This is a genomic window from Klebsiella sp. Sb-30, assembly GCF_057652795.1.
Map to the genome: position 1 here is coordinate 4,144,580 of NZ_CM172749.1, position 22,625 is coordinate 4,167,204.

A 22,625-nucleotide genomic window follows, 5' to 3' on the forward strand; every position below is an offset into this window, starting at 1 on the left:
TAATCTATACACAAAACCATTCAAGATGCATCGACGCGGCAGCTGAATGACAAATTCGTCAGGAACAGATTTGAACGCCGCGGAGTGGCGGTCCGAGAGGACGAGGCTCAAAGATGAGCCGGGAAGCTGAAGCCAATAAAGAGGCAGTTTGAAGGATAAAAGGTATATGAATTTTCTTGCACACCTGCACTTAGCCCATCTCGCCGACAGCTCCCTGCCCGGCAATCTTCTGGCAGATTTCGTTCGCGGCAATCCCCAGGCGGACTACCCGGCCGACATTGTCGACGGTATTTTTATGCACCGGCGCATCGATGTCATGACCGATAATCTGCCGGAAGTCAAAGCAGCCCGCGACTGGTTTCGCCCGCAGACCCGCCGCGTGGCGCCCATTACGCTGGATGTGATGTGGGATCACTTCCTGTCGCATCACTGGGCGCGTATTTCACCTGATATGCCGCTCAACGAGTTTGTCCGCTATGCCCAGTCACAGGTCACGCCGGTATTACCCGATTCGCCGCCGCGTTTCGTGAATCTCAATGCCTATTTGTGGTCGGAGCGCTGGCTTGAACGCTATGAAGATATGGACTTTATTCAGCGCGTCCTCAACGGCATGGCCAGCCGTCGTCCGCGCCTTGATGCCCTGCGCGACTCCTGGCAGGATCTGGATACGCACTACGATAAACTCGAGCAGCAGTTCTGGCATTTTTATCCGCGAATGATGGCGCAGGCCACCAGGCGCGAACTATAAAGATTGCGCTTTCTCACAGAAAGGCTATTCTGAACACCGTTTTCCGATATAAATTGATAGGCAAAACCTATCTCATTGATTGTCAACGTCACGTTGAGTTCGCATGAACCTGTCCCTATACTTGCCCGCGTTGCGTTCCAATTAACCTTATTATTAACAGGAGAATCATATGGTTCTGGTCACTCGTCAGGCTCCGGATTTTACCGCAGCAGCTGTTTTAGGTAACGGCGAAATCGTTGAGAAATTCAACTTCAAACAACACACCAACGGTAAAGCAACCGTCCTGTTCTTCTGGCCGATGGACTTCACCTTCGTTTGCCCGTCTGAGCTGATCGCTTTTGACAAACGTTATGAAGAATTCCAGAAGCGCGGCGTAGAAGTCGTTGGCGTCTCCTTCGACTCTGAATTCGTTCACAACGCATGGCGTAACACCCCGGTAGACCAGGGCGGTATCGGTCCGGTTAAATACGCGATGGTTGCTGATATCAAACGTGAAATCCAGAAAGCTTACGGTATCGAACACCCGGACGAAGGCGTGGCGCTGCGCGGCTCGTTCCTGATCGACGCTAACGGCGTAGTTCGCCACCAGGTGGTTAACGACCTGCCGCTGGGTCGTAACATCGACGAAATGCTGCGTATGGTTGACGCGCTGCAGTTCCACGAAGAGCACGGTGAAGTTTGCCCGGCACAGTGGGAAAAAGGAAAAGAAGGTATGGCCGCTTCTCCGGAAGGCGTAGCTAAATACCTGACCGAGAACGTGTCCAGCCTGTAATCGGCCCATGTTCAGAAAAAGGCTCGCGCATGCGGGCCTTTTTTATCTCCTGCCGCAGCACATTTTGCGCTCTATCGCGCAGTCGCCGCTCCCTCATGCTTTTCAGATGGCTTTTTTTGTTAGCAAACTCAAACTTTGATAAAAAACTGCCATGATATTTGTGATACGCAAAACACTTCTAAAAAATAAATCGCTCTTATTTTTAATCTTTCCCACCTGATATTATTTCAATAATTGAATACAAAATTATAACTAATTGATAATTAACATAATAATAAATGTTATTTTCCCTAAAAAAATAACGCAAAAATCATTTCGCTGTGATCAACTTCAAGGTTTAAAAATTCAAATGTGATCTGAACCATGATTTCCTGTGTTCTATTTCGTCATGATTTAACTCAGAAAATAAATGCGTTAAGGATTGGATTATGGAAATCATTTTTGATCGCCGGTTAATCGCACTTGATCAGAACATTACCAGCGCCAGTCAGGCTATCGAATTATCCGGGACGCTACTTGCCCGCCAGCAAATTTGTCGCCCCGAATACATCACCGCGATGCTCGACGTCTATAAGAATTTTGGTCCCGCCATTGTTATTGATAGCGGCCTGGCGATGCCCCACGCGCGCCCCGAAAAGGGGGCCATCCGCACCGGCTTTTCTTTAATCACCACCCGCCAGCCGCTTCACTTTGGTCACGAAGAGTTTGACCCGGTGAGCGTCATTATCGGTATCGCCGGCGCCGACGCCGATAACCATATAAAAATGATCCAGATAATCGCCACACTGATTGAATCAGATATTGTGTCGTTCCTTCGCGAAGAGCATGACATCAATGCCGTATTCAATTTCATCCACAATAAAATGGAGTCGTCATTATGTTAGTTATCAGAACAGTTTGTGGTAACGGGATTGGCAGTTCATTAATGGCCGCAAGCAATGTCAAAAAAATATGTGATGAATTAGGGATCAAAGCTGACGTCGCCTCTGTTGATTTTGCTAATGCCGTCGGAGAGAAAGCCGATCTCTATATCACCATCAAAGAATTAGCCAATCAGTTCCCTGCGCATTGTCAGGTCGCCATTATTCGCAGCTATGTACATAAAGCAAAAATTGCTGAAGATATTACCGACGCTCTGACAAAAATTGCTGCAACTCATTCTTAATCATTATTAAGAGCCTACCCCAGCAGGCGTACATTGTTGCAGCCAGTTTGGACACGGACAGCGCGGAAAAACCGGAGCGTACACGCAGTACGTGAGGATTTTGAGCACTGCCCAGGGCCAAAATGGCAAATAAAATAGCCTAATGGGATAGGCTCTAAGGATACGATCATGCAGGCTATACTTACATTCTTATCAGAAATATTCAGCCAACCCGCATTTCTGATGGGGATTATCGCATTTGTCGGTTTAGTGGCACTGCGTTCCCCCGGAAATAAACTTCTCACCGGTACCTTAAAGCCCATCCTCGGTTATTTAATGCTCAGCGCCGGTGCAGGGGTTATCGTTGCCAACCTCAATCCGCTCGGCGGAATTATCGAAGCCGGATTTAATATTCGTGGCGTTATTCCTAACAACGAGGCTATTGTTTCCGTCGCCCAGAAGGTACTGGGTGTTGAAACCATGAGTATATTGCTGTTAGGTTTTATTTTTAACCTGCTTATTGCTCGCTGCACTAAGTATAAATATATCTTCCTTACCGGTCACCACTCATTCTTCCTCGCCTGTCTGTTCTCTGCGGTACTGCAGGCGGCAGAATTCCGCGGCTGGATGCTGGTACTGATTGGCGGGTTCTTACTCGGCTCCTGGTCGGCGATCTCCCCGGCAATCGGTCAGCGCTATACCAAGCAGGTCACCGAAGATGGCGGCATTGCGATGGGGCATTTTGGCTCTCTGGGGTATTACATCTCCGCGTGGATCGCCAGCAAAACCGGCAACCCGGCGAACTCTTTCGCCGATACCGAAATCTCTGAAAAATGGGGCTTTCTGCGCGATACCACGGTCACTACCGGGATCGTGATGTTCGTTATCTACTTTGTCTGTAGCGCCGTGGCCGGCACCGAATACCTGCGGACAATCACGGATCAGAACATGCTGATCTTCTCTATCCTGACCGGGCTGCAGTTTGCCGTCGGCGTCGCCATCGTCTACAACGGCGTGCGTCTGATCCTTGGCGATCTGGTACCGGCATTCCAGGGGATTAGCCAGAAGCTGATTCCCGATTCGATTCCGGCCGTAGACTGCGCGGTGTTCTTTACGTTTAGTCCAACGGCGGTAGTCGTCGGTTTTATCAGCTCCTTTATCGGTGGTCTGGTGGGAATGCTGCTGCTGGGCGCCTTCGGTATGGCGCTAATCATTCCCGGCATGGTGCCGCATTTCTTCTGCGGCGGGACCTCCGGCGTCTTCGCCGACAAGCTGGGCGGCAAGCGCGGCTGCGTCATTGCCTCGTTCATTGGCGGCATCTTCCTCGCCTTCCTGCCGGCGATGTTGCTCCCGGCTTTAGGCAGCCTGGGCTTTGAGAACAGCACCTTTGCCGATTTCGATTTCGCGGTATGGGGCATCATTATCGGTAATGCGTTTACCCAGTTTGGCCAGATAACCATCTATTTGATTTGCCTCGCCCTGCTCATCGCTCTGCTGGTGCCTTTCTGCTTCCGCTCAGTGCGCGTGGTAGGAGATACGCTCAGCTACGAAGCGCTCACGGCGAATAAGAAAAATGAATAGGGTTTCATTTTTCCCTGCGGGAAGCATTCTTCCCGCAGCTGACGACATTATCAGGAGTAGTTATGGCTATATTGTCCATAGGATTTTCATGTTTTGATCAGTTCTTCTTTCTGAATGAGTGGCCGCAGGAAAACACCAAAAACTTCTGCCACGACTTTATTGAAAGCGGCGGCGGTCCGGCGGCAAATGCCGCATGGCTGCTGGGATTATGGGGCGAGGATGTCTATTACATCGGTCATCTCAATGCGGATATTTACGGTCAGCGTATCGTCGATGAATTTGCTCAGGCCGGAGTCGATACCAGCCACATCGTCTTTTCCGATGAGATGATCACCCCGCTGGCATCGGTGCTGGTTAACCGTTTAACGGGCTCGCGAACCATTATTACCCGTAAAATGCAAACGCCACCTTCGTTGACCTACGATCAAAAACTGAAACTTGACGATCTCGCACAGCGCCTTATTGCTTCAGAAGAACCGGTGACCCTGTTAATTGATGGTCATGAAGCGGAAATCAGCGAGTATTTAATTAAAAAACTCCCCGCGGCCCGCGTGGTCATGGATGGCGGCTCCTTACGTGCCAGTAATATCAAACTGGCGGCCTGGACTGATTATTTCGTCGTCAGTGAACATTTCGCCAGAGACTATATGAGCTACCGCGCGCTGAGCACTGAGAAAGAGCTAAAAACAGCCCTTCTCGAACTGAATAAAATCTGCCGGGGTGAGGCTTTTATTACTCTTGGAGAAAAAGGCTGTGCCTTTTTAAAGAGCGGGATGCTGCACATTGTCCCCGCCTGGCAATGTCAGGCCGTCGATACGACCGGCGCCGGCGATGTTTTTCATGGTGCTTTCACTTACGGCGTTCATTATTCATGGCATATCGATAATATTATTCTTTTTGCCAGCCTGACCGCCGCAATCTCTATTGAGAAAAAAGGTGTTCGTGAATCCATGCCGGATCTTGCCGTTGTTCATAATGCATTAAACAGCTACGAAAGAAACTTAACGCAGTATTTTGATGAATAATTGATTCCGAGGTGATTATGTTAGTTTCTATGAAGGACATGCTTCAGCATGCCCTACGGGACGGTTATGCCGTAGGGCAGTTCAATATTAATAATCTGGAATGGGTTGGCGCCGTATTAAGCACCGGGCAACAGCTCCGCTCACCCATTATTTTGGGGGTCTCCGGCGGTACGGTAAAACATATGCTGGGCCTGAAATGCATTCATGACATCGTGGTCAATGCGATGGACTATCTACAGATTGATATTCCTGTCGCATTGCATCTCGATCACGGGACCACGCGCGAGGCCTGCGAAGCGGCCATTGAAGCCGGCTTTAGCTCGATTATGTTTGATGGCTCCCATTTGCCGTTTGCGGAAAACCTGGCGATCACCCGCCATCTGGTCGACCTGGCGCACAGCAGAGGCATCTCCGTTGAAGCCGAGCTGGGAACCATTGCCGGCAGTGAAGATGGCATCGTGAATTCTGAGGTTATCTATGCCGATCCGCAGGAGTGCTTTACCCTGGTCAGCGAAACGCAGGTAGACTGCCTCGCGGCAGCGCTCGGTTCTACACACGGGCTTTATAAAGGGAAGGCTAAACTCGGCTTTGCCGAAATGAAAGCCATATCAGAGCTTGTTAAAGTACCGCTGGTACTTCACGGCGGGACCGGTATTGCTGACGACGATATGCGCAAAGCAATTGCCTGCGGTACGGCAAAAATTAACGTCAACACCGAGAATATGTACGCCTGGTGCGAAGCCGTGAAAGCGCTGTTCGCCGCCGATAACGGTCACGATATTAACGATCCGCGCAAAGTTATCCGCCAAGGCTTGCTGCCCGTGCGCGAGATGGTCGCCCGCCGGATCCAGCTATTTGGCTCTCAGAACCGGGGCTAAGCCCGGCATATCGTTGATGCGTCATCAGGTGGTCGCGCTCCGCGCTCCCCCGGCGGCCTCGCCGGGGGAGCGCGTTAACCTGTCAGAGGCTAAAACGCAAAGCAGGAACAGCCCATCACGCCCCAGAACGCCTGCTCGTCCGATACCGGCACCGACGACTGACGGGCAATATCATGCTGATGACCGTGCACGCCGCAGCTGCCGCAGCACTGGTGCATCTGGACTATCGCCCCGATTTTCGCCGCCGCAGGCGGAGCGGAACGATAGTGGCCCGGCACCTTGACCACCGGAGACCACTCCGGCAGAACAGGAATCGGCGGCGGCGCCAGCGGCGAAAAATGCCCAGCGGCATAAACCACTTTGCCATCGACCACCGTCAGCACCGACTCAATGCCTTTGATCTCCTCTTCCGGCACGCTGAAATAGTCTTTGGACAGCACCACCAGATCGGCCAGCTGATCTTTCTCAATACGCCCTTTTTTACCTTGTTCACTGGAGAACCAGGCGCTGCCCGCGGTCCACAGCTCCAGCGCCACCTCGCGCGGCAGACGGTTGCTGTCGTCATACATCGCCATGCCGCCCACGGTACGCCCGGAGACCAGCCAGTAGAGTGCGGTCCACGGGTTGTAGCTCGCGACACGCGTCGCATCGGTCCCCAGTCCCACCGGCACGTCCAGCGCCAGCATTTTCGCCACCGGCGGCGTATGCTTAACCGCCTCTTTGCCATAGCGATCGACAAAATATTCGCCCTGGAAAGCCATTCGGTGCTGTACCGCGATACCGCCGCCGAGCGCCTTCACGCGTTCAATATTCCGCTCGGTAATGGTCTCCGCATGGTCAAAGAACCAGTGCAGGCCGTTAAACGGAATATCGCGGTTCACCTTCTCAAAAACATCCAGCATCCGGCTGATGGATTCATCATAGGTGGCATGCAGGCGGAACGGCCAGCGGTGTTCCACCAGATGGCGTACCACCCGCTCCAGCTCGTCTTCCATCCCTTCCGGCAGGTCCGGACGCGGCTGCAGGAAATCTTCAAAATCCGCCGCCGAGAAGACCAGCATTTCGCCGGCGCCGTTGGCACGGAAAAAGTCGGTCCCCTGTCCCGGTTTCAGCATATCGGTCCAGCGTTCGAAATCATCCAGCTCCTGTTTTGGCCGCTGGGTAAACAGGTTATAGGCAATACGCACGGTCATCTGCTCTTGCGCATGCAGCTGTTCAATAATTTCATAATCTTCCGGGTAGTTCTGGAAACCGCCCCCGGCATCAATCGCGCTGGTGAGGCCAAGCCGGTTCAGCTCACGCATAAACTGGCGCGTCGAATTGACCTGCTGCTCCAGCGGCAGCTTCGGCCCTTTCGCCAGGGTCGCATAGAGAATCATCGCGTTAGGTTTGGCGATCAGCATCCCGGTGGGGTTACCGCGGCTATCGCGCACGATTTCACCGCCGGCCGGATCCGGCGTCTCTTTGGTGTAACCCACGGCTTTCAGCGCCGCACGGTTCAGCAGCGCGCGATCGTAGAGATGGAGGACAAATACCGGCGTATCCGGCGCCGCCTCGTTCAACTCCTCGAGGGTGGGCATGCGCCGTTCGGCGAACTGAAATTCACTCCAGCCGCCGACAACGCGCACCCATTGCGGAGACGGCGTGCGATCGGCCTGATCTTTCAGCATGCGCAGCGCGTCCGCCAGCGACGGAACCCCCTCCCAGCGCAGCTCGAGATTATAATTCAGCCCGCCGCGGATCAGGTGCAGGTGGGAATCGTTCAGGCCGGGGATCACCGTATGGCCTTGTAGATCAACGATCTGCGTCCCTTGCGCAGCAAAACTCATGATCCGATCGCGGCTGCCGGTGGCGAGGATCTTGCCGTTGGCGATCGCGATCGCCTCGGTCAGCGGGTTCGTGCGGTCGAGGGTATGAATTCGGCCGTTGGTCAGGATCAGTGTGGCAGTTTGCGACATAACGCTCTCCTTCAGGAGGCTGACTCAGTTTTTCTTTAACCAGCCAGCAAACAGACGGGTCACGATGGGCATCCAGAACCAGACCACCAGCGCGACCACACAGGCATCATTTATCAAATGCAGCAGCAGGCTTCCCCGCAATGAGGGAAGGAACATCCCGGTCAGCCAGGGCACCAGGTTAGTACTGGGAAAGATCACCAGCAGCGTCATCAGAAACTGCTTCCAGCGTAGCGGCTGGCGTACATTCGCTGCCGGTGGAGTGAACCAGAATGCGGGTTCGGTCCGCACTTCCGTGCGATCGCCTTCATTGAGCAGCGGCGCAATTTCCGCAACCAGTTCGCGACGCGTTTCTGACTGCGTCCAGGCATAGAGGTGTTCAATGGTGTCAAAACGAATAATGACGCTCCACAAATTCTGCCCGGCGGTCGGGCGAATCACGTTAGCGCCCAGATGGCCGGGAAACTCTGCCGCGACAGGCATAATTTTGCCTAACCACTGCTCATAGCGTTCCCCGTGCTCGGGATCGAGCGTATGGCTTATTACCAGGGTCACCGATTTCTGTTGCGTCATGACCGGGCTCCTTGCTGCGGAGAATGGCGGAAATTGCCGTTATTCTCCATCAATGACAATACACAAAATCATTCATGCTGCCTCGAGGCGGCAAGCTTGTACGTCCCCGGGAACTGACATAAGTCAGTGACCGGGCGGGCCAACGAAGCCAACAAAGAGGCTGCCTGAAGGATGAAGTGTATTCAGGCTTTACGTTCCGGCGCACCGTGCACCATGGTGTAGGCGTAATCCACGCCCATCCCGTAAGCGCCGCTGTGTTCGCGAACCAGATCCATGACCGCGTCATACGTCTCTTTGCGTGACCAGTCGCGCTGGTATTCCAGCAGGACCTGCTGCCAGGTGACCGGAACTGCACCGGCCTGCACCATGCGGTCAATTGACCGTTCATGGGCGTCAACGGAGGTGCCGCCGGAGGTGTCGGTAACCACGTAGACTTCAAACCCCTCTTCCAAAGCCATCAGCGCCGGGAAGGTCAGGCACACTTCGGTCCACAGCGCAGAAATAATCAATTTTTTGCGTCCGGTGGCTTTGACCGCCTCAACAAAAGCGGCATCTTCCCAGGAGTTCATCGATGTACGTTCAATCGGTTTAACCTGCGGATGGACCGCCAGTAATTCTGGCCAGATATAGCCGCTAAAACTTTTGGTCTCAACGGAAGTATAAATAACCGGAACATTAAAAATTTTGCCGGCTTTAGCCAGGGCAACGGTGTTGTTTTTCAGCGTCTGGCGGTCAATATTGGCAACGCCAAACGACATCTGCGGCTGATGGTCAATAAAAATCAGGGTCGAGTTGGTTGGATCGATCAGTTCCCGAATAGACATGATATACCTTCTTAATCAATGAGTTAAAGAGATATAAAACAAGTTGCTGTGGGTCTGAATCGTGACGGATAAAGCCTGCTGAGTATAGTCAGTTATTTCTAACGAGTTATTAAAGAAATTCTCCGTGCTATTGCTAAATACATAAGCTACGGGCGATAAATTTCAGAGGTATGAAGGCGGAAAGAGAGCAAGACCATCGGGTCAAAATATAAAAAGTTGGCTGTTTGGTTAGCAATACTAATCAAAAATTTACGCGAAAGGGTTCTAAATTATTCACTGGCATTGACCATCCGGCTTCGGTAAAACTGAGTCACCCTTGTTAACCGGTAAGTAATGGATGCGCTTAAACCTTGATGTTCTGCTGATTCTGGACGCGTTAGATACCCACGGATCTTTCGCCACCGCCGCAGAGTCGTTGTATAAGACCCCTGCCGCCCTGAGCTATATGATCCAGAAGCTGGAAAGCGATCTGGATATCACCCTGCTGGATCGCAGCGGTCATCGGGCGAAGTTTACCGATACCGGCAGAATGGTGCTCGAGAAGGGGCGTTTGCTGATTAACGCCGCAAAAGATCTGGAAAAACAGGCCGTACAGCTGGAAGCCGGCTGGGAGCGGGATCTGGCTATCGCGCTCGATGCCTCTTTCCCTTTTGAACGTCTGCTGCCGCTGATCGACGCTTTTTACGCGCAAAATCCGCAAACCCGGCTCAACTTTACCCACCATACGCTGGCCGGATCCTGGGAAGAGCTGACCCGCAACGGCGCAGATATTATGCTCGGCGCCATCAACGAACCGCCCACCTCCGCCGAATGGTCGTGGAAAATGGTCGGTGCGCTGGATAATGTCTTCGTTGTCGCTCCCGTTCACCCGCTCGCCGAGGCGACGCAGCCGCTCAATAACAAGCAGCTGAGCCTGCATCGCGCGGTGGTGATTAGCGACAGCGCCCGCTATTGCCATCCGCTCAACAGCAATCTCCTCGCCGAACAGCCGCAAATTCGCGTCGACGATTTTGCCAGTAAGGTGGCGCTGCTGCGCGCCGGGCTGGGCTGCGGTTTTTTACCTCGCCATATCGCGCAGCCGTGGCTGGAGAACGGAGAGCTGATAGAAAAGCCGGTCCTCTCCTGCCGCGAGAAAGATCTCACCTATATCGCCTGGCGCAGCGACAACGACGGCCTCGCCCAGCGCTGGTGGCGGGAGGCGATTCTCCGCGACCCGTTCCTGAACCAGCTCTACTCCTGACGGCTGAACCAGACGCTGGCGGAAATAGCAGGCAGGCTCAGCACACCATCATGCAACGTGCCGGCGCCCTCTTTCACCTGCCATTCGCCAACGTCCAGCAGCGGCGAATCCTCGACAACGACTTCGCAGGCTTCGCCGCGGTTGATGGCCACCAGCACACGCAGCTGCTTATACACGCGAGCAAATACCACCACGTTCTCTTCGGCATAAATCACCTGGCAGCCGCCGTATCGCAGTGCCTTATTGGCTTTGCGCAGCTTCGCCATCCGCTTATACAGTCCCAGCAGCACGGTATCCTGCAGGGCAGGATCCCACGGGAAGGGTTTACGACAGAAGGGATCGTTGTTGCCATCGACGCCCACTTCATCGCCGTAGTAGATGCAGGGGACGCCCGGCCAGCAAAACAGCCATACGACCGCCAGCGGCAGGCGTGCGACATCTTTGCCCAGCAGCGACTTAAAGCGCGCGGTATCGTGACTGTCCAGCTGGTTAAACATCCGCAGCTGCTGTTGATGCGACAGCCCGGCGCGATAGTTATCCATCCAGGCGACGCAGGTCTGCGCGTCAATCTTCTGCGGATCGTAAGAGATATCGGTATTGGCGAGGAATCCCCACAGCGGGAAGGTAAAACCGCGGTAGTTCATGGCGGCATCTTCAGCGTCCGCCTGGAGCCACTGGCGGGCGTCGCCAAAGTGCTCGCCGAAGACAAAGGATTCGGGCTGCGTCTGCTTCGCCGCCGCGGTAATACCGGCAATATGGCGCAGGTTGTTGCGCGCCCCGCCGCCTTCCCCCAGCATATGCACCACGTCCAGCCGCCAGCCGTCCATGCTCCACGGCGCTTTCAGCCAGTGGCGGACAATGCTGTCTTCTCCGGCGTAGATTTCATTCACCAGGCTTGCGGACTGATAATCCAGCTTAGGCAGGCTGGCGTAGCCCAGCCAGCTATGTGCTTCCCCTTCAGGAGAGATGGTAAACCAGTCGCGCCACGGCGAATCGGCATGGTGACACGCCCCGCTGCTGCCGCGCTGGTGGCGGTCAAACCAGGCGTGCGAATCGCCGGTATGGTTAAACACACCGTCAAGAATCAGACGCATCCCTTCTCGCTGCGTGTTGTGGCGCAGACGCAGCAGCGCACCGTCGCCACCGAATTGCGGATCGACGCGGCGATAATCTTCGGTATCGTATTTATGCACGCTGGGGGCGACGAATACCGGGTTCAGATAGAGCGCGGTCACGCCAAGCTGCTTGAGATACGGCAGTTTCTCGCTGATCCCATCGAGGTCGCCGCCAAAAAACGTCGACCCGCCCGCTTCGCCGGTTAACGGCTCATCCCACGATTTCCGGACAATATCGCGCCCGGCGGCGTGATGATGATAGACCCGATCCTGTTCCGCTTCTCGTGTCTCGCTGCGCGCAAAACGGTCAGGGAAAATTTGATAAAAGACCTGATCGGCCACCCACTGCGGGCCGCTATCCGGCAGATCGACGGCGAACTGTTCCAGTCGCGCCGGCGGAAAACGGTTAAAGCCCTGCGGCGTGAACCAGCGCTGACGATCCGCCCACAGCAGCTTAAAACTGTAGCGCCGACGCGGCTGGCCGCTGGCAAGATTGATTTCGCCCCGCCACGCCACGACGCCCGGATGCGGCTCCTGGCGCAGTCGGTGCATCGGCAGCGAGAGCTCTTCATTATCTTCTTCCGCACGCAACGTCACCCGCTGCGGCAGATCGTCGCCGCTGAGCCATAAAGTGATAAAGAGTCGTTCCTGCTGCTCCTTGATAAACGGAGCCACAGGCAGGTGCCATGCCTTCAACATCGTCATTCCTCTCTCTTTAGAATGGGCACACCTTGCCACAGCCCACCGGCGTATGACTCATCATCACAGGAATTATTGGGGGAGGATAATGGGGGTGGAGAACGCGCCTGCCAAATCCGGCAGGCGCGGGGGAGCGTTACTGTGCCTGCGCCAGCTGGCGGTCGCGGCGAGTTTTCAACTTCCAGCCAGCCAATAGCAGCACAATCCAGGCGAAACCGACGTACAGCGAGATACGGGTATCCGGATGGTAGCCAATCAGCGCAATAATAAAGACGAGGAACACCAGACCCACGGCCGTCGTGGCGACGCCACCCGGCACCTTAAACTTCAGCGCTTTCGCCTCTTCCGGCGACAGGCGACGGCGGAAGGCAATCTGCGACAGCAGGATCATGATCCACACCCAGACGGTGGCGAAAGTGGCCAGTGACGCAATCACCAGGAAGACGTTTTCCGGCATGATGTAGTTAAGATAGACCGCAAACAGCAGCGCAACGGTCATCACCATCACCGTCACCCACGGGATCCCGCGACGCGAGGTTTTGGCGAAAATCTTCGGCGCGCTGCCCTGCTCGGCCATGCCGTGCAGCATACGTCCGACGCCGAAGACGTCGCTGTTAATCGCCGACAGCGAGGCGGTCAGCACCACAAAGTTAAGGATACTGGCGGCAAACGCAATGCCCATATGCTGGAAGGTCAGCACGAACGGGCTGCCGTCAGTGCCCACCTGATTCCACGGATAAATGGACATAATCACGAACAGCGTGCCCACATAGAACACCAGAATGCGCATTGGGACCGAGTTAATCGCGCGCGGAATCGATTTCTCCGGGTCTTTCGCTTCACCGGCGGTGATACCGATGATCTCTATCCCGCCGTAGGCGAACATCACCATCTGCAGCGACATCACCATTCCCAGCCAGCCGTTGCTGAAGAAGCCGCCGTGACTCCACAGATTATGGATGCCGGTGGGCTGTCCGCCGTTGCCGATACCCCAGATAATGATGCCGAAACCGGCAATAATCATGATGATGATGGTGGCAACTTTAAAGAACGAGAACCAAAACTCCAGCTCGCCGAAGACCTTAACACTCATCAGATTGACGGCGCAGATAATCAGCACCACGCTGAGCACCCAGATCCAGTGCGGTACCGTCGGAAACCAGACGCCCATATAAATTCCGAAAGCCGTCACGTCGGCAATCGCGACAATCAGAATTTCAAAGCAGTAGGTCCAGCCGGTGATATAGCCCGCCAGCGGGCCGAGATAATCCTGCGCATAGCGGGAAAATGAGCTGGCGGCAGGGTTATGTACCGACATTTCGCCCAGCGCGCGCATAATAATATACGCGGCCGCGCCGCCGATAATATAGGCCAGCAGGACGCTCGGGCCCGCCATTTTAATGGCGTCAGCTGAACCATAGAACAGGCCGGTACCAATTGCGGATCCCAGCGCCATAAAGCGGATATGCCGGGTACTTAGCCCGCGCTTAAGTTTGTTACTACTTTCCATCGTATTCCATGCCGTTTTTCTCTTCAGGCCTTCGCCGGAGCAGGCGCAAAAGAGGATTACCTGAAAAACAAAAAACCACGGGACCCAAAGTCCCGTGGCTTAACACTGATTAAAACCGTCGGTTAATGCGCGCTGGAGGTCACCTGACGTCCTGCCGCACGGTCCCAGATCACCGCCAGAACCACCATCACGGCGGTAGGCATCAGCCAGGCAAGACCCTGTTCAGCCAGCGGCAGACGCGAGGTCCAGGCCGGTAACATGTCCGCGAATGCCGACGATTTAATGCCGTCAATGATACCAAACATCAGGCTGATAAACATGGCCGGCGCAATGACGCGGGACGAATTATGCCACCAGTTGCGGGTAAAGCTTAAGACCACCAGGGCGATACATGGCGGATAGATAGCCGTCAGTACCGGAATCGAAATCTGAATCAGATGGCTCAGCCCCAGGTTGGAGACCGCCATCGAGAAAATACCGAGGATAAACACCAGCGAGCGATAGGATAACGGCAGATACTGCGCGAAGAATTCAGCGCAGGCGCAGGTCAGGCCCACCGCAGTGACCAGACAAGCGATGAAAATCAGCGCCGCCAGCATAAAGCTCCCCGCGCCACCGAAGGTGTGCTGGACATAGGCATGCAGAATCGCCGCGCCGTTAGCGGATTGATCCACCAGTGTCGCGCTATCAGACCCGAGGCGGAACAGCGCCAGATACAGCAGCGTCAGCCCCACGCCGGCCATCAGTCCGGCCCAGACGGTGTAGCGAGTCAGCAGGCGCGCTTCACTTACGCCGCGGGAGCGTGCGGCGTTAACAATGACGATACCGAATACCATGGCACCCAGCGTATCCATGGTCAGATAGCCGTTGACGAAGCCGTTAGAGAACGGCGCGGTGCGGTAAGCTTCCAGCGCATTGCTGATCGGGCCAGCCGGCCAGATAACTGCCGCAACGGACAAAATGATCAGCGCAATAATTTTCAACGGGGCGAGGAAATTGCCCACCGTATCCAGCAGCTTACCCGGATAGAGCGAAACCAGGATCACCAGCGCGAAATAGATCACGCTGTAAATCATCAGCGGCATCGCGCCGTCGCCGGTCAGCGGGGCAATCCCGACTTCAAAAGAGACCGTTGCGGTACGCGGCGTCGCAAACAGCGGGCCAACGGCCAGGTAGCAGACCACGGCCAGCAGGATGCCGGCCACTTTGCCGATCGGCGTACTCAGGCTTTCCACGCCGCCGCCGACTTTCGCCAGCGCCACGACCGTCAGCACCGGTAAACCCACGGCGGTAATCAGAAAGCCAATAGCGGCGGTCCAGACGTGTTCACCAGCCTGTAAACCCACCATCGGAGGGAAGATAATGTTGCCTGCGCCAACGAACAACGCGAAGGTCATAAAGCCCAACGCGATAATGTCGCGAGATTTTAACTGATGGGTCATAAATTCATTACTGCCTGTGGATGTGGTGTTGTTAACAAACGGAAAATACCGTGTCTTCCCCTGAGGGAGGATACAGCGGTGGTTGCCGGAAAAATCAGCGGGATATGCTCCCGAACACGCGTGGGAAAGAATTGTTTTTTGAATTACCACGCAAAAACAGTCTGTCTGCGACTGCATGGGGGGCAATTTAAACGCTTATAACGTTTTAATGCAAGGCGGGATCGCAAAAGCAGATGATTATGCTAAGTCTATTTTTGCGAGCGGGATTATTGACCATATCTAAGGAAAACCTCCGGCTAATCATGCGAACAAAAAAGCAGCAGGCGTTCATTAATTACGCGGCTAAAAAGTGACTGCAAACGAAAATGACCAGCCGAAGCTGGTCATTGGCAAGTCATGTTGACAAGGGTGCGTTCAGGCGCTTTTTTTGGCAATTAAACGTTCCGGGAGTAAGAAACTAAAACGCGTCCCTTGGCCTACCGTACTCTCAATTTCCAGACGACTGTCGTGATGATTCACCGCATGTTTGACGATCGCCAGCCCAAGACCGCTGCCGCCGGTTTGCCGCGAACGCGCCTTATCCACGCGATAGAATCGCTCGGTCAGACGCGGAATGTGCTCGGGCGCAATCCCCGGACCGTTATCCTCGACGCTGAACAACGCGCCATGCGGCGCCCGTTGCCAGCTGACGGTAATCTCTGTCCCCGCTGGCGTATGGTTGATTGCGTTATACACCAGATTGGAGATCGCGCTGCGCAGCTGCTCTTCGTTGCCCAGTACCACCAGCGTCTCATCGACGTGGAAGTGGAGCGTCTGCTTCTGCTGGCTTAGCGTCTGGGCTTCCCGCTCCACCACCCGCAGCATCATCGGCACGTCGATTTTGTCATTCATGGCCAGCGTCGGCGCCGCTTCAATCCGCGACAGCGTCAGCAGCTGCTTGACTAACCCCTCCATGCGCTGGGTTTGCTCGCGCATCGTATGCAGCGCTTTTTCGCGCGTCATCCCTTCCAGCACCTGCTCCTGCATCATCTCCAGATAGCCCTGCAGTACCGTTAACGGCGTGCGAAGCTCATGGCTGACGTTGGCAAAAAAGTTGCGCCGCGCGCCTTCCAGCTGGTGCATCTGCGTGACATCGCGCGCCACCATCAGCCACTGTTTGTCGCTGTAGGGCATGACGCGGATCTCCAGATGACGAGCAGTATTGAGGACCAGATTGAGCGGCTTTGAGAAATCCCTGTTTTTGAGGTAATGAGCAAATTCAGGGTAGCGCAGGAGGTTGAGAATATTTTGTCCGCTGTCGTCCGGCCAACGCAAATTGAGGATCTGCTGGGCCAGGCCATTACACCAGAAGATGGCCCCCTCCTCCGTCGTCAGCACCACCGCATCGGGCAAAGACTCAGCCCCGCTACGAAAGCGTTTGATCAGACTACCCAGTTCGCGTCGGCGCTTTTTATTGCGCATCTGCATCTGGTGAAGGCCGTAGAGCAGCGGTTCCCAGCTGCCTCTTCCCGGCGGTGGCGTCATGCTACGGTCGACCCATAGCCACCATGAAAGACGTAATAAATTCCAGAAATGCCAGATGAGAAGTCCGGTTACTGCCGCCAGTAAAAACCACGGCAGATAACCCACCACCGCCCCAAGAATCAGGGCCGGGATACAACATAAGAAAAGCTCAAGCGCCAGCCTTTTCCATGACAGCCGTTCCAGCACGGTTCACACTCCTGTCGAGATTCAGAAACGGGCGGAGAAACGATATCCCGTGCCGCGGACCGTTTGTACCATCCGGTCATGGCCGCTATGTTCCAGCGCTTTACGCAGACGGCGAATATGCACATCCACCGTTCTGTCTTCTACATACACATTGGTCCCCCAGACGTGATTCAGCAGCTGTTCGCGGCTGTAGACGCGTTCCGGGTGAGTCATAAAGAAGTGTAGCAATTTAAACTCCGTCGGCCCCATGTCCAGCGGACTTTCACCGGTCATCACGCGGTGGGAGGAAGGGTCAAGGCTAAGCCCTTGCATTTCAATCACTTCTTCCACCGCCATCGGCGAAATACGGCGCATCACCGCTTTGATTCGCGCCACCAGCTCTTTCGGTGAAAAAGGCTTAGTGATGTAATCATCGGCACCGGTTTCCAGACCACGTACGCGATCCTCTTCTTCACCGCGAGCGGTGAGCATGACGACCGGAATATCGCGGGTCATCGCCTCACGCTTGAGCAGCTTGATAAACTGGAGACCCGATCCGCCCGGCAGCATCCAGTCGAGGAGAATCAAATCAGGCCAGGGTTCATTGAGTTGATTCACCGCACTGTCATAATCTTCCGCCTCGACGGGCTGAAAGCCGTTTTGCTCAAGAACAAAGCAGACCATTTCGCGGATCGGAGCTTCATCTTCAACGACCAGAATTCTTCTCGCCATTATTTACCCTGTATTTTTTAGCCATCAGTATAGAGTGCGGCGCCATTATGCGTCAGTTTTGTGACAGATTTATGAAGAAAATGACCGTCATATGATAGCGGATTTTTAATAATGACAAGGAGTAACAATCGATCCTGCTGGCGTTAAAGGGGCAACCTGCGGGATGACAGGTATATAATGCGCCTATGCTTTTTCGCCAGGGAATACTTATGCGCATCATCCACACCTCTGACTGGCACCTTGGCCAGAATTTTTACAGCAAGAGCCGCGCCGCCGAACACTCGGCCTTTCTCGACTGGCTGCTGACCAGCGCGCAGGCGCACGAGGTCGATGCCATTATTGTCGCCGGCGACATCTTTGATACCGGCTCACCGCCAAGCTACGCCCGCGAGCTGTATAACCGATTCGTGGTTCAGCTTCAGCAAACCGGCTGCCAGCTGGTGGTGCTGGCGGGCAACCACGATTCGGTGGCGACGCTAAATGAATCCCGCGATATTCTGGCCTTTCTGAAAACCACGGTGGTGGCCAGCGCCGGCCATGCTCCCTTTATTCTGCCGCAGCGCGACGGCACGCCCGGCGCCATATTTTGCCCGGTCCCCTTCCTGCGCCCGCGCGAGCTGGTCACCAGCCAGGCCGGACACTCCGGCGGCGAAAAACAGCAGCTGCTGTTGAACGCTATCAGCGACTATTATCAGCAGCAGTACGAAGCCGCCTGCGCCCTGCGCGGCGATCGTCCGCTGCCGATCGTCGCCAGCGGCCACCTGACCACCGTTGGCGCCAGCAAGAGCGATGCGGTGCGCGATATCTACATCGGCACGCTGGAGGCGTTCCCCGCCAGCCATTTTCCCCCCGTTGATTATGTTGCCCTCGGCCATATTCACCGGGCGCAGAAGATCGGCGGCAGCGACCATATTCGCTACAGCGGCTCGCCCATCGCCCTCAGCTTTGATGAGACGGGCAAAAGCAAAAGCGTCAATCTGGTGACCTTCAGCGACGGGCACCTGGCGGAGGTGCTTCCTCTGACGGTGCCGGTGACGCAGCCGCTGGCAGTGCTGAAAGGCGATTTCTCCAGCATCAGCGAACAGCTTACCCAGTGGCGGGACGCCCCTCAGGAGCCGGTCGTCTGGCTGGATATTGAAATTACCAGTGACGAATATCTCCATGATATTCAGCGAAAAATTCAGGCCCAGACCGAAGATCTGCCGGTGGAAGTGCTGCTGGTTCGCCGCAGCCGCGCCCAACGTGAACGCATCCTGGCGGGAGAGCGGCGGGAGACGCTGAGCGAACTGCAGGTCGAGGAGGTGTTTGAACGCCGGCTGGCGCAGGAAACGCTGGAAGAGGCGCAGCGGCTACGCCTGACGCAGCTGTTCAACGAAACGCTGCATAGTCTGAATGGTGAGGAGCACCTGTGAAAATTCTGAGTTTGCGCCTGAAAAATATCAACTCGTTAAAAGGCGAATGGAAAATCGACTTCACCGCAGAACCGTTCGCCAGCAACGGGCTGTTTGCCATCACCGGCCCCACCGGCGCCGGGAAAACCACTCTGCTGGACGCGATCTGCCTCGCGCTGTATCACGAAACGCCCCGTCTGAGCAGCGTGTCGCAATCGCAAAACGATCTGATGACCCGCGATACCGCCGAGTGTCTGGCGGAAGTGGAATTCGAGGTCAAAGGGACGGCCTATCGCGCCTTCTGGAGCCAGAACCGCGCCCGCAATCAGCCGGAGGGCAACCTGCAGGCCCCGCGCGTTGAGCTGGCCCGCTGCGACGATGGGCAGATCCTTGCCGATAAAGTCAAAGATAAGCTCGAACTGACCGCTTCGCTCACCGGACTGGATTACGGTCGCTTTACCCGCTCAATGCTGCTGTCGCAAGGCCAGTTCGCCGCGTTCCTCAACGCCAAACCAAAAGAACGCGCTGAGCTGCTGGAAGAGCTGACCGGCACCGAAATCTACGGCCAAATTTCAGCACAGGTGTTTGAAAAGCATAAGCTTGCCCGCAACGAACTGGAGAAACTTCAGGCCCAGGCCTCCGGCGTTCTGCTGCTGAGTGATGAGCAGCAGCAGGCGCTACAGCAAAGTTTGCAAGCACTTACTGATGAAGAGCGTCTACAGCTTTCGGAGCAAGCCCGCCTGCAGGCCGCGCAGCAGTGGCTGCTGCGCCAGCAGGAGCTCAGCGCGGAAGCCTCGCAGGCTCAGGTCCGGCTGCAGGACGCGCAGCAGGCGCTGGATCAGGCCCAGCCGCAGCTTGCAGCGCTGCTCAACGCGCAGCCGGCAGAGCAGCTTCGTCCGCTGTGGACCCGACAGCAGGAACAAAGCGCCGCGCTGGCGCAAACCCACCGCCAGGTGGAGGAAGTGAATACTCGCTTACAGGACAAGCTGCGGCTGCGCGCCGGGATCCGCCTTGCCGCCAGCCGGCAGATGACCCGCTTGCAGGATGCCCATCACGCCCTCAACCTGTGGCTTAACGAACACGATCGCTATCGCCAGTGGGGAAACTCGCTGGCGGGCTGGCGGGCCGTCTTCCAGCAGCAGGCGAGCGATGCCCGGCAACAGAACGTCGTGCAACAGAGCCTGGCGGAAATCGCCCGCAAGCTGGCAGAGCTGCCGCCTGCGACGCTGACGCTGGATGCCGACCAGGTCACCGCCAGCCTGGCGCAGCACGCCGCCGCCCGCCCGTTACGCCAGCAGCTTTCGACGCTGCATAGCCGCCTGTTGCCGCTTCGCCAGCGTCAGCAGCAGCTGCAAACCACTGAGCAGGCTCGTCGCGAGGAACAGGAAAAGCTGGAAACAACCCTGGCCCAGCGCCGCCTGGCCTACAAAGAAAAACATCAGCAATTCAGCGATGTGAAGGCTATTTGTGAGCTGGAAGCGCGCATTGTCGGGTTGGAGGAAGAGCGCGCTCGCCTGCAGCCCGGAGCCCCTTGTCCGCTCTGTGGTTCCAGCGAACACCCGGCCGTCGCACAATACCGGGCGCTGGAGCCCGGCGTGAATCAGGCCCGCCGGGATAGTCTGGAGCGTGAAGTCAAACAGCTGGCGGAAGAAGGCGCCCAGCTGCGCGGCCAGCTTGAGGCACTGCTTAAACAACAGGTTAAAGAGAAAGAAGAGCTGGACTCTCTCCTTCAGCAGGAGCAAGCGCTCACCTCACAATGGCAGACAACCGTCAGCGGACTCCATTGCGACCTGCAGCCGCAGGATGATATTCCCGGCTGGCTGGCGGCCCAGCAAGAGAGCGAACAGCAGCTGTATCAGCACCAGCAGCGACTGGCCTGGCAGGCCCGGCAGCAGGCGGGCGAGCAACAGCTCAGGCAGCTCCAGCAGGAGCAGGAACAACGGCGCGCGCAGCTGGAGACAGAACTCTCGCCCTTCGCGCTCAGCGTTCCGCAGGCCGATCGGACGGCGGAGTGGCTGGCGCAGCGGGAAGCCGAGAGCCGCCTGTGGCAGGAACAACAGAACCAATCCGTCGCGCTTCAGGAGCAGCTTCAACAGCTGACGCCGCTGCTGGAAACACTTCCACCGACAGAGCCGGAGCCCCTTCCGTCAACGGACGAGATAGCCGATCCGGCGCCGCTGACGGGCTGGCGTCAGGTGCATGACGACTGCCTGGCATTGCAAAGCCAGTGGCGGACGCTGAGCCAGCAGGAGAGCCAGCAGCAGGAAGCGCTGCGGGAGACGCAAACCCGCTTCGCTGCCGCCCTCTCCAGCAGCCCGTTTGCCGACCAGCAGGCCTTTCTCGCCGCTCTGCTTGACGAAGAGACGCGCCAGCGGCTGGAGCGGCTTAAACAGGCGCTGGAAAATGCCGTACAGCAAAATAACGCTCTGGCGCTGCGCGCTCGCGACGCGCTCGCCCGGCATCAGCAGCGACCGCCGACAGACGTCGACCTCACCCTACCGCTGGAACAGCTCCAGGCCCGTCTGCTCCAGCTGGCGCCGCAGCTGCGGGAAAACAGCGCCCGCCAGGGAGAGATCCGCCAACAGCTGAAACAGAATGCCGGAAACCAGCAACGCCAGCAGGCATTACATCAGGAGATCGCGCTTGCCGGGCAGCAGCTCGAGGACTGGGCATGGCTTAATGCGCTAATCGGTTCTAAAGAGGGCGATAAGTTCCGCAAATTCGCCCAGGGGCTAACGCTGGATAACCTGGTCTGGCTGGCGAACCATCAGCTCAATCGCCTGCACGGGCGCTACCAGCTCCAGCGCAAGGCCAGCGAAGCACTGGAGCTGGAGGTGGTTGATACCTGGCAGGCGGATGCGGTACGCGATACGCGGACCCTCTCCGGCGGTGAAAGTTTCCTTGTCAGCCTGGCGCTGGCGCTGGCGCTGTCCGATCTGGTGAGTCACAAAACGCGCATCGATTCGCTGTTCCTTGATGAAGGGTTCGGCACGCTCGATAGCGAAACGCTCGATACCGCGCTGGATGCGCTCGACGCCCTGAATGCCAGCGGTAAGGTGATCGGCGTAATAAGCCACGTTGAAGCAATGAAAGAGCGCATTCCGGTGCAGATCAAAGTTAAGAAAATCAACGGTCTTGGCTACAGCCGGCTGGATAAAATGTTTTCCATCGAGTAACCCCCGAGCCTTTCCCCTGCGCAGACCTTTCCTTTCGCGGAAAGGTCGCACTTCTCCGGTGCATTATCCTTGCCGCAATTTCACGAATAATCTTGATCATGCATGAATATGCGTGATAGTTTCGTTTTATT

18 protein-coding genes are annotated in these 22,625 nt (G+C 56.0%); 10 read left to right on the forward strand and 8 right to left on the reverse strand.

All coding sequences use genetic code 11. From position 1 onward, the window contains the following. Window positions 1-166 precede the first annotated feature (166 nt). From acpH to fba, 7 genes are all read left to right on the forward strand, one after another. Entirely contained in the window at window positions 167-748 is a 582-nt protein-coding gene (acpH, locus tag AC236I_RS19395; RefSeq protein ID WP_054829079.1) for an ACP phosphodiesterase, read from the forward strand. A 169-nt stretch (window positions 749-917) separates the two neighbouring features. Further along, window positions 918-1,520: a peroxiredoxin gene (locus AC236I_RS19400; RefSeq protein WP_004858569.1), complete on the forward strand. Its 603-nt coding sequence runs from the start codon at window positions 918-920 to the stop codon at window positions 1,518-1,520. Window positions 1,521-1,948: 428 nt separating this feature from the next. Next, window positions 1,949-2,404 carry a PTS sugar transporter subunit IIA gene (locus AC236I_RS19405; protein WP_487608594.1) on the forward strand — a complete coding sequence of 152 codons (456 nt, stop codon included), beginning with the start codon at window positions 1,949-1,951 and terminating at the stop codon, window positions 2,402-2,404. After that, on the forward strand, window positions 2,398-2,685 hold the full coding sequence (locus AC236I_RS19410) for a PTS sugar transporter subunit IIB (protein WP_004858566.1): 288 nt from the start codon (window positions 2,398-2,400) through the stop codon (window positions 2,683-2,685). Before AC236I_RS19405 ends, AC236I_RS19410 begins: the two co-directional genes overlap by 7 nt. Window positions 2,686-2,853: 168 nt before the next feature. Next, window positions 2,854-4,245, forward strand: coding sequence for a PTS ascorbate transporter subunit IIC (gene ulaA, locus AC236I_RS19415; protein ID WP_004858563.1), 1,392 nt, complete (start codon window positions 2,854-2,856; stop codon window positions 4,243-4,245). 62 nt (window positions 4,246-4,307) lie between these two features. Further along, complete coding sequence (locus tag AC236I_RS19420) at window positions 4,308-5,270, forward strand: carbohydrate kinase family protein (protein WP_004858562.1); 963 nt, start codon at window positions 4,308-4,310, stop codon at window positions 5,268-5,270. A 17-nt stretch (window positions 5,271-5,287) separates the two neighbouring features. Next, window positions 5,288-6,148: a class II fructose-1,6-bisphosphate aldolase gene (gene fba / locus AC236I_RS19425; protein ID WP_004858561.1), complete on the forward strand. Its 861-nt coding sequence runs from the start codon at window positions 5,288-5,290 to the stop codon at window positions 6,146-6,148. 89 nt (window positions 6,149-6,237) lie between these two features. Here the strand turns inward: fba and AC236I_RS19430 are convergent, their stop codons facing one another. The 3 genes from AC236I_RS19430 to AC236I_RS19440 form a co-directional block, all read right to left on the reverse strand. Then, on the reverse strand, window positions 6,238-8,106 hold the full coding sequence (locus AC236I_RS19430; RefSeq protein WP_160873222.1) for an amidohydrolase: 1,869 nt from the start codon (window positions 8,104-8,106) through the stop codon (window positions 6,238-6,240). 24 nt (window positions 8,107-8,130) lie between these two features. Further along, complete coding sequence (locus tag AC236I_RS19435) at window positions 8,131-8,676, reverse strand: antibiotic biosynthesis monooxygenase (protein ID WP_004858556.1); 546 nt, start codon at window positions 8,674-8,676, stop codon at window positions 8,131-8,133. Between the two features lie 182 nt (window positions 8,677-8,858). Beyond that, window positions 8,859-9,500, reverse strand: coding sequence for a hydrolase (locus AC236I_RS19440; protein ID WP_004858552.1), 642 nt, complete (start codon window positions 9,498-9,500; stop codon window positions 8,859-8,861). A gap of 337 nt (window positions 9,501-9,837) precedes the next feature. Between AC236I_RS19440 and AC236I_RS19445 the strand changes: the two genes are divergently transcribed. After that, window positions 9,838-10,740: a LysR substrate-binding domain-containing protein gene (locus AC236I_RS19445; RefSeq protein ID WP_004858549.1), complete on the forward strand. Its 903-nt coding sequence runs from the start codon at window positions 9,838-9,840 to the stop codon at window positions 10,738-10,740. Here the strand turns inward: AC236I_RS19445 and malZ are convergent. The 5 genes from malZ to phoB form a co-directional block, all read right to left on the reverse strand. Further along, entirely contained in the window at window positions 10,731-12,554 is a 1,824-nt protein-coding gene (gene malZ / locus AC236I_RS19450; protein ID WP_004858546.1) for a maltodextrin glucosidase, read from the reverse strand. The genes AC236I_RS19445 and malZ overlap by 10 nt on opposite strands. Window positions 12,555-12,690: 136 nt before the next feature. Further along, window positions 12,691-14,064: a proline-specific permease ProY gene (proY, locus tag AC236I_RS19455; RefSeq protein WP_004858545.1), complete on the reverse strand. Its 1,374-nt coding sequence runs from the start codon at window positions 14,062-14,064 to the stop codon at window positions 12,691-12,693. A 122-nt stretch (window positions 14,065-14,186) separates the two neighbouring features. After that, on the reverse strand, window positions 14,187-15,506 hold the full coding sequence (gene brnQ, locus AC236I_RS19460) for a branched-chain amino acid transporter carrier protein BrnQ (RefSeq protein ID WP_004858542.1): 1,320 nt from the start codon (window positions 15,504-15,506) through the stop codon (window positions 14,187-14,189). A gap of 414 nt (window positions 15,507-15,920) precedes the next feature. Further along, window positions 15,921-17,216, reverse strand: a complete 1,296-nt coding sequence (gene phoR / locus AC236I_RS19465) for a phosphate regulon sensor histidine kinase PhoR (RefSeq protein WP_004858536.1) — start codon at window positions 17,214-17,216, stop codon at window positions 15,921-15,923. A 21-nt stretch (window positions 17,217-17,237) separates the two neighbouring features. Then, window positions 17,238-17,927, reverse strand: a complete 690-nt coding sequence (gene phoB, locus AC236I_RS19470) for a phosphate response regulator transcription factor PhoB (protein WP_004204861.1) — start codon at window positions 17,925-17,927, stop codon at window positions 17,238-17,240. A 209-nt stretch (window positions 17,928-18,136) separates the two neighbouring features. Between phoB and sbcD the strand changes: the two genes are divergently transcribed. Further along, a complete protein-coding gene (gene sbcD, locus AC236I_RS19475) occupies window positions 18,137-19,339 on the forward strand; it encodes an exonuclease subunit SbcD (protein ID WP_032716742.1) in 1,203 nt (400 codons plus the stop codon). Continuing rightward, window positions 19,336-22,494 (forward strand): exonuclease subunit SbcC, encoded by a 3,159-nt coding sequence (gene sbcC / locus AC236I_RS19480; RefSeq protein WP_487608595.1) that lies wholly within the window; start codon window positions 19,336-19,338, stop codon window positions 22,492-22,494. Before sbcD ends, sbcC begins: the two co-directional genes overlap by 4 nt. Window positions 22,495-22,625: the final 131 nt, after the last annotated feature.

Coding starts and splice junctions, on each gene's coding strand:
- acpH (WP_054829079.1), top strand. CDS start 167: ATGAATTTTCTTGCACACCTGCACTTAGCCCATCTCGCCGACAGCTCC.
- AC236I_RS19400 (WP_004858569.1), top strand. CDS start 918: ATGGTTCTGGTCACTCGTCAGGCTCCGGATTTTACCGCAGCAGCTGTT.
- AC236I_RS19405 (WP_487608594.1), top strand. CDS start 1,949: ATGGAAATCATTTTTGATCGCCGGTTAATCGCACTTGATCAGAACATT.
- AC236I_RS19410 (WP_004858566.1), top strand. CDS start 2,398: ATGTTAGTTATCAGAACAGTTTGTGGTAACGGGATTGGCAGTTCATTA.
- ulaA (WP_004858563.1), top strand. CDS start 2,854: ATGCAGGCTATACTTACATTCTTATCAGAAATATTCAGCCAACCCGCA.
- AC236I_RS19420 (WP_004858562.1), top strand. CDS start 4,308: ATGGCTATATTGTCCATAGGATTTTCATGTTTTGATCAGTTCTTCTTT.
- fba (WP_004858561.1), top strand. CDS start 5,288: ATGTTAGTTTCTATGAAGGACATGCTTCAGCATGCCCTACGGGACGGT.
- AC236I_RS19430 (WP_160873222.1), bottom strand. CDS start 8,106: ATGTCGCAAACTGCCACACTGATCCTGACCAACGGCCGAATTCATACC.
- AC236I_RS19435 (WP_004858556.1), bottom strand. CDS start 8,676: ATGACGCAACAGAAATCGGTGACCCTGGTAATAAGCCATACGCTCGAT.
- AC236I_RS19440 (WP_004858552.1), bottom strand. CDS start 9,500: ATGTCTATTCGGGAACTGATCGATCCAACCAACTCGACCCTGATTTTT.
- AC236I_RS19445 (WP_004858549.1), top strand. CDS start 9,838: ATGCGCTTAAACCTTGATGTTCTGCTGATTCTGGACGCGTTAGATACC.
- malZ (WP_004858546.1), bottom strand. CDS start 12,554: ATGTTGAAGGCATGGCACCTGCCTGTGGCTCCGTTTATCAAGGAGCAG.
- proY (WP_004858545.1), bottom strand. CDS start 14,064: ATGGAAAGTAGTAACAAACTTAAGCGCGGGCTAAGTACCCGGCATATC.
- brnQ (WP_004858542.1), bottom strand. CDS start 15,506: ATGACCCATCAGTTAAAATCTCGCGACATTATCGCGTTGGGCTTTATG.
- phoB (WP_004204861.1), bottom strand. CDS start 17,927: ATGGCGAGAAGAATTCTGGTCGTTGAAGATGAAGCTCCGATCCGCGAA.
- sbcD (WP_032716742.1), top strand. CDS start 18,137: ATGCGCATCATCCACACCTCTGACTGGCACCTTGGCCAGAATTTTTAC.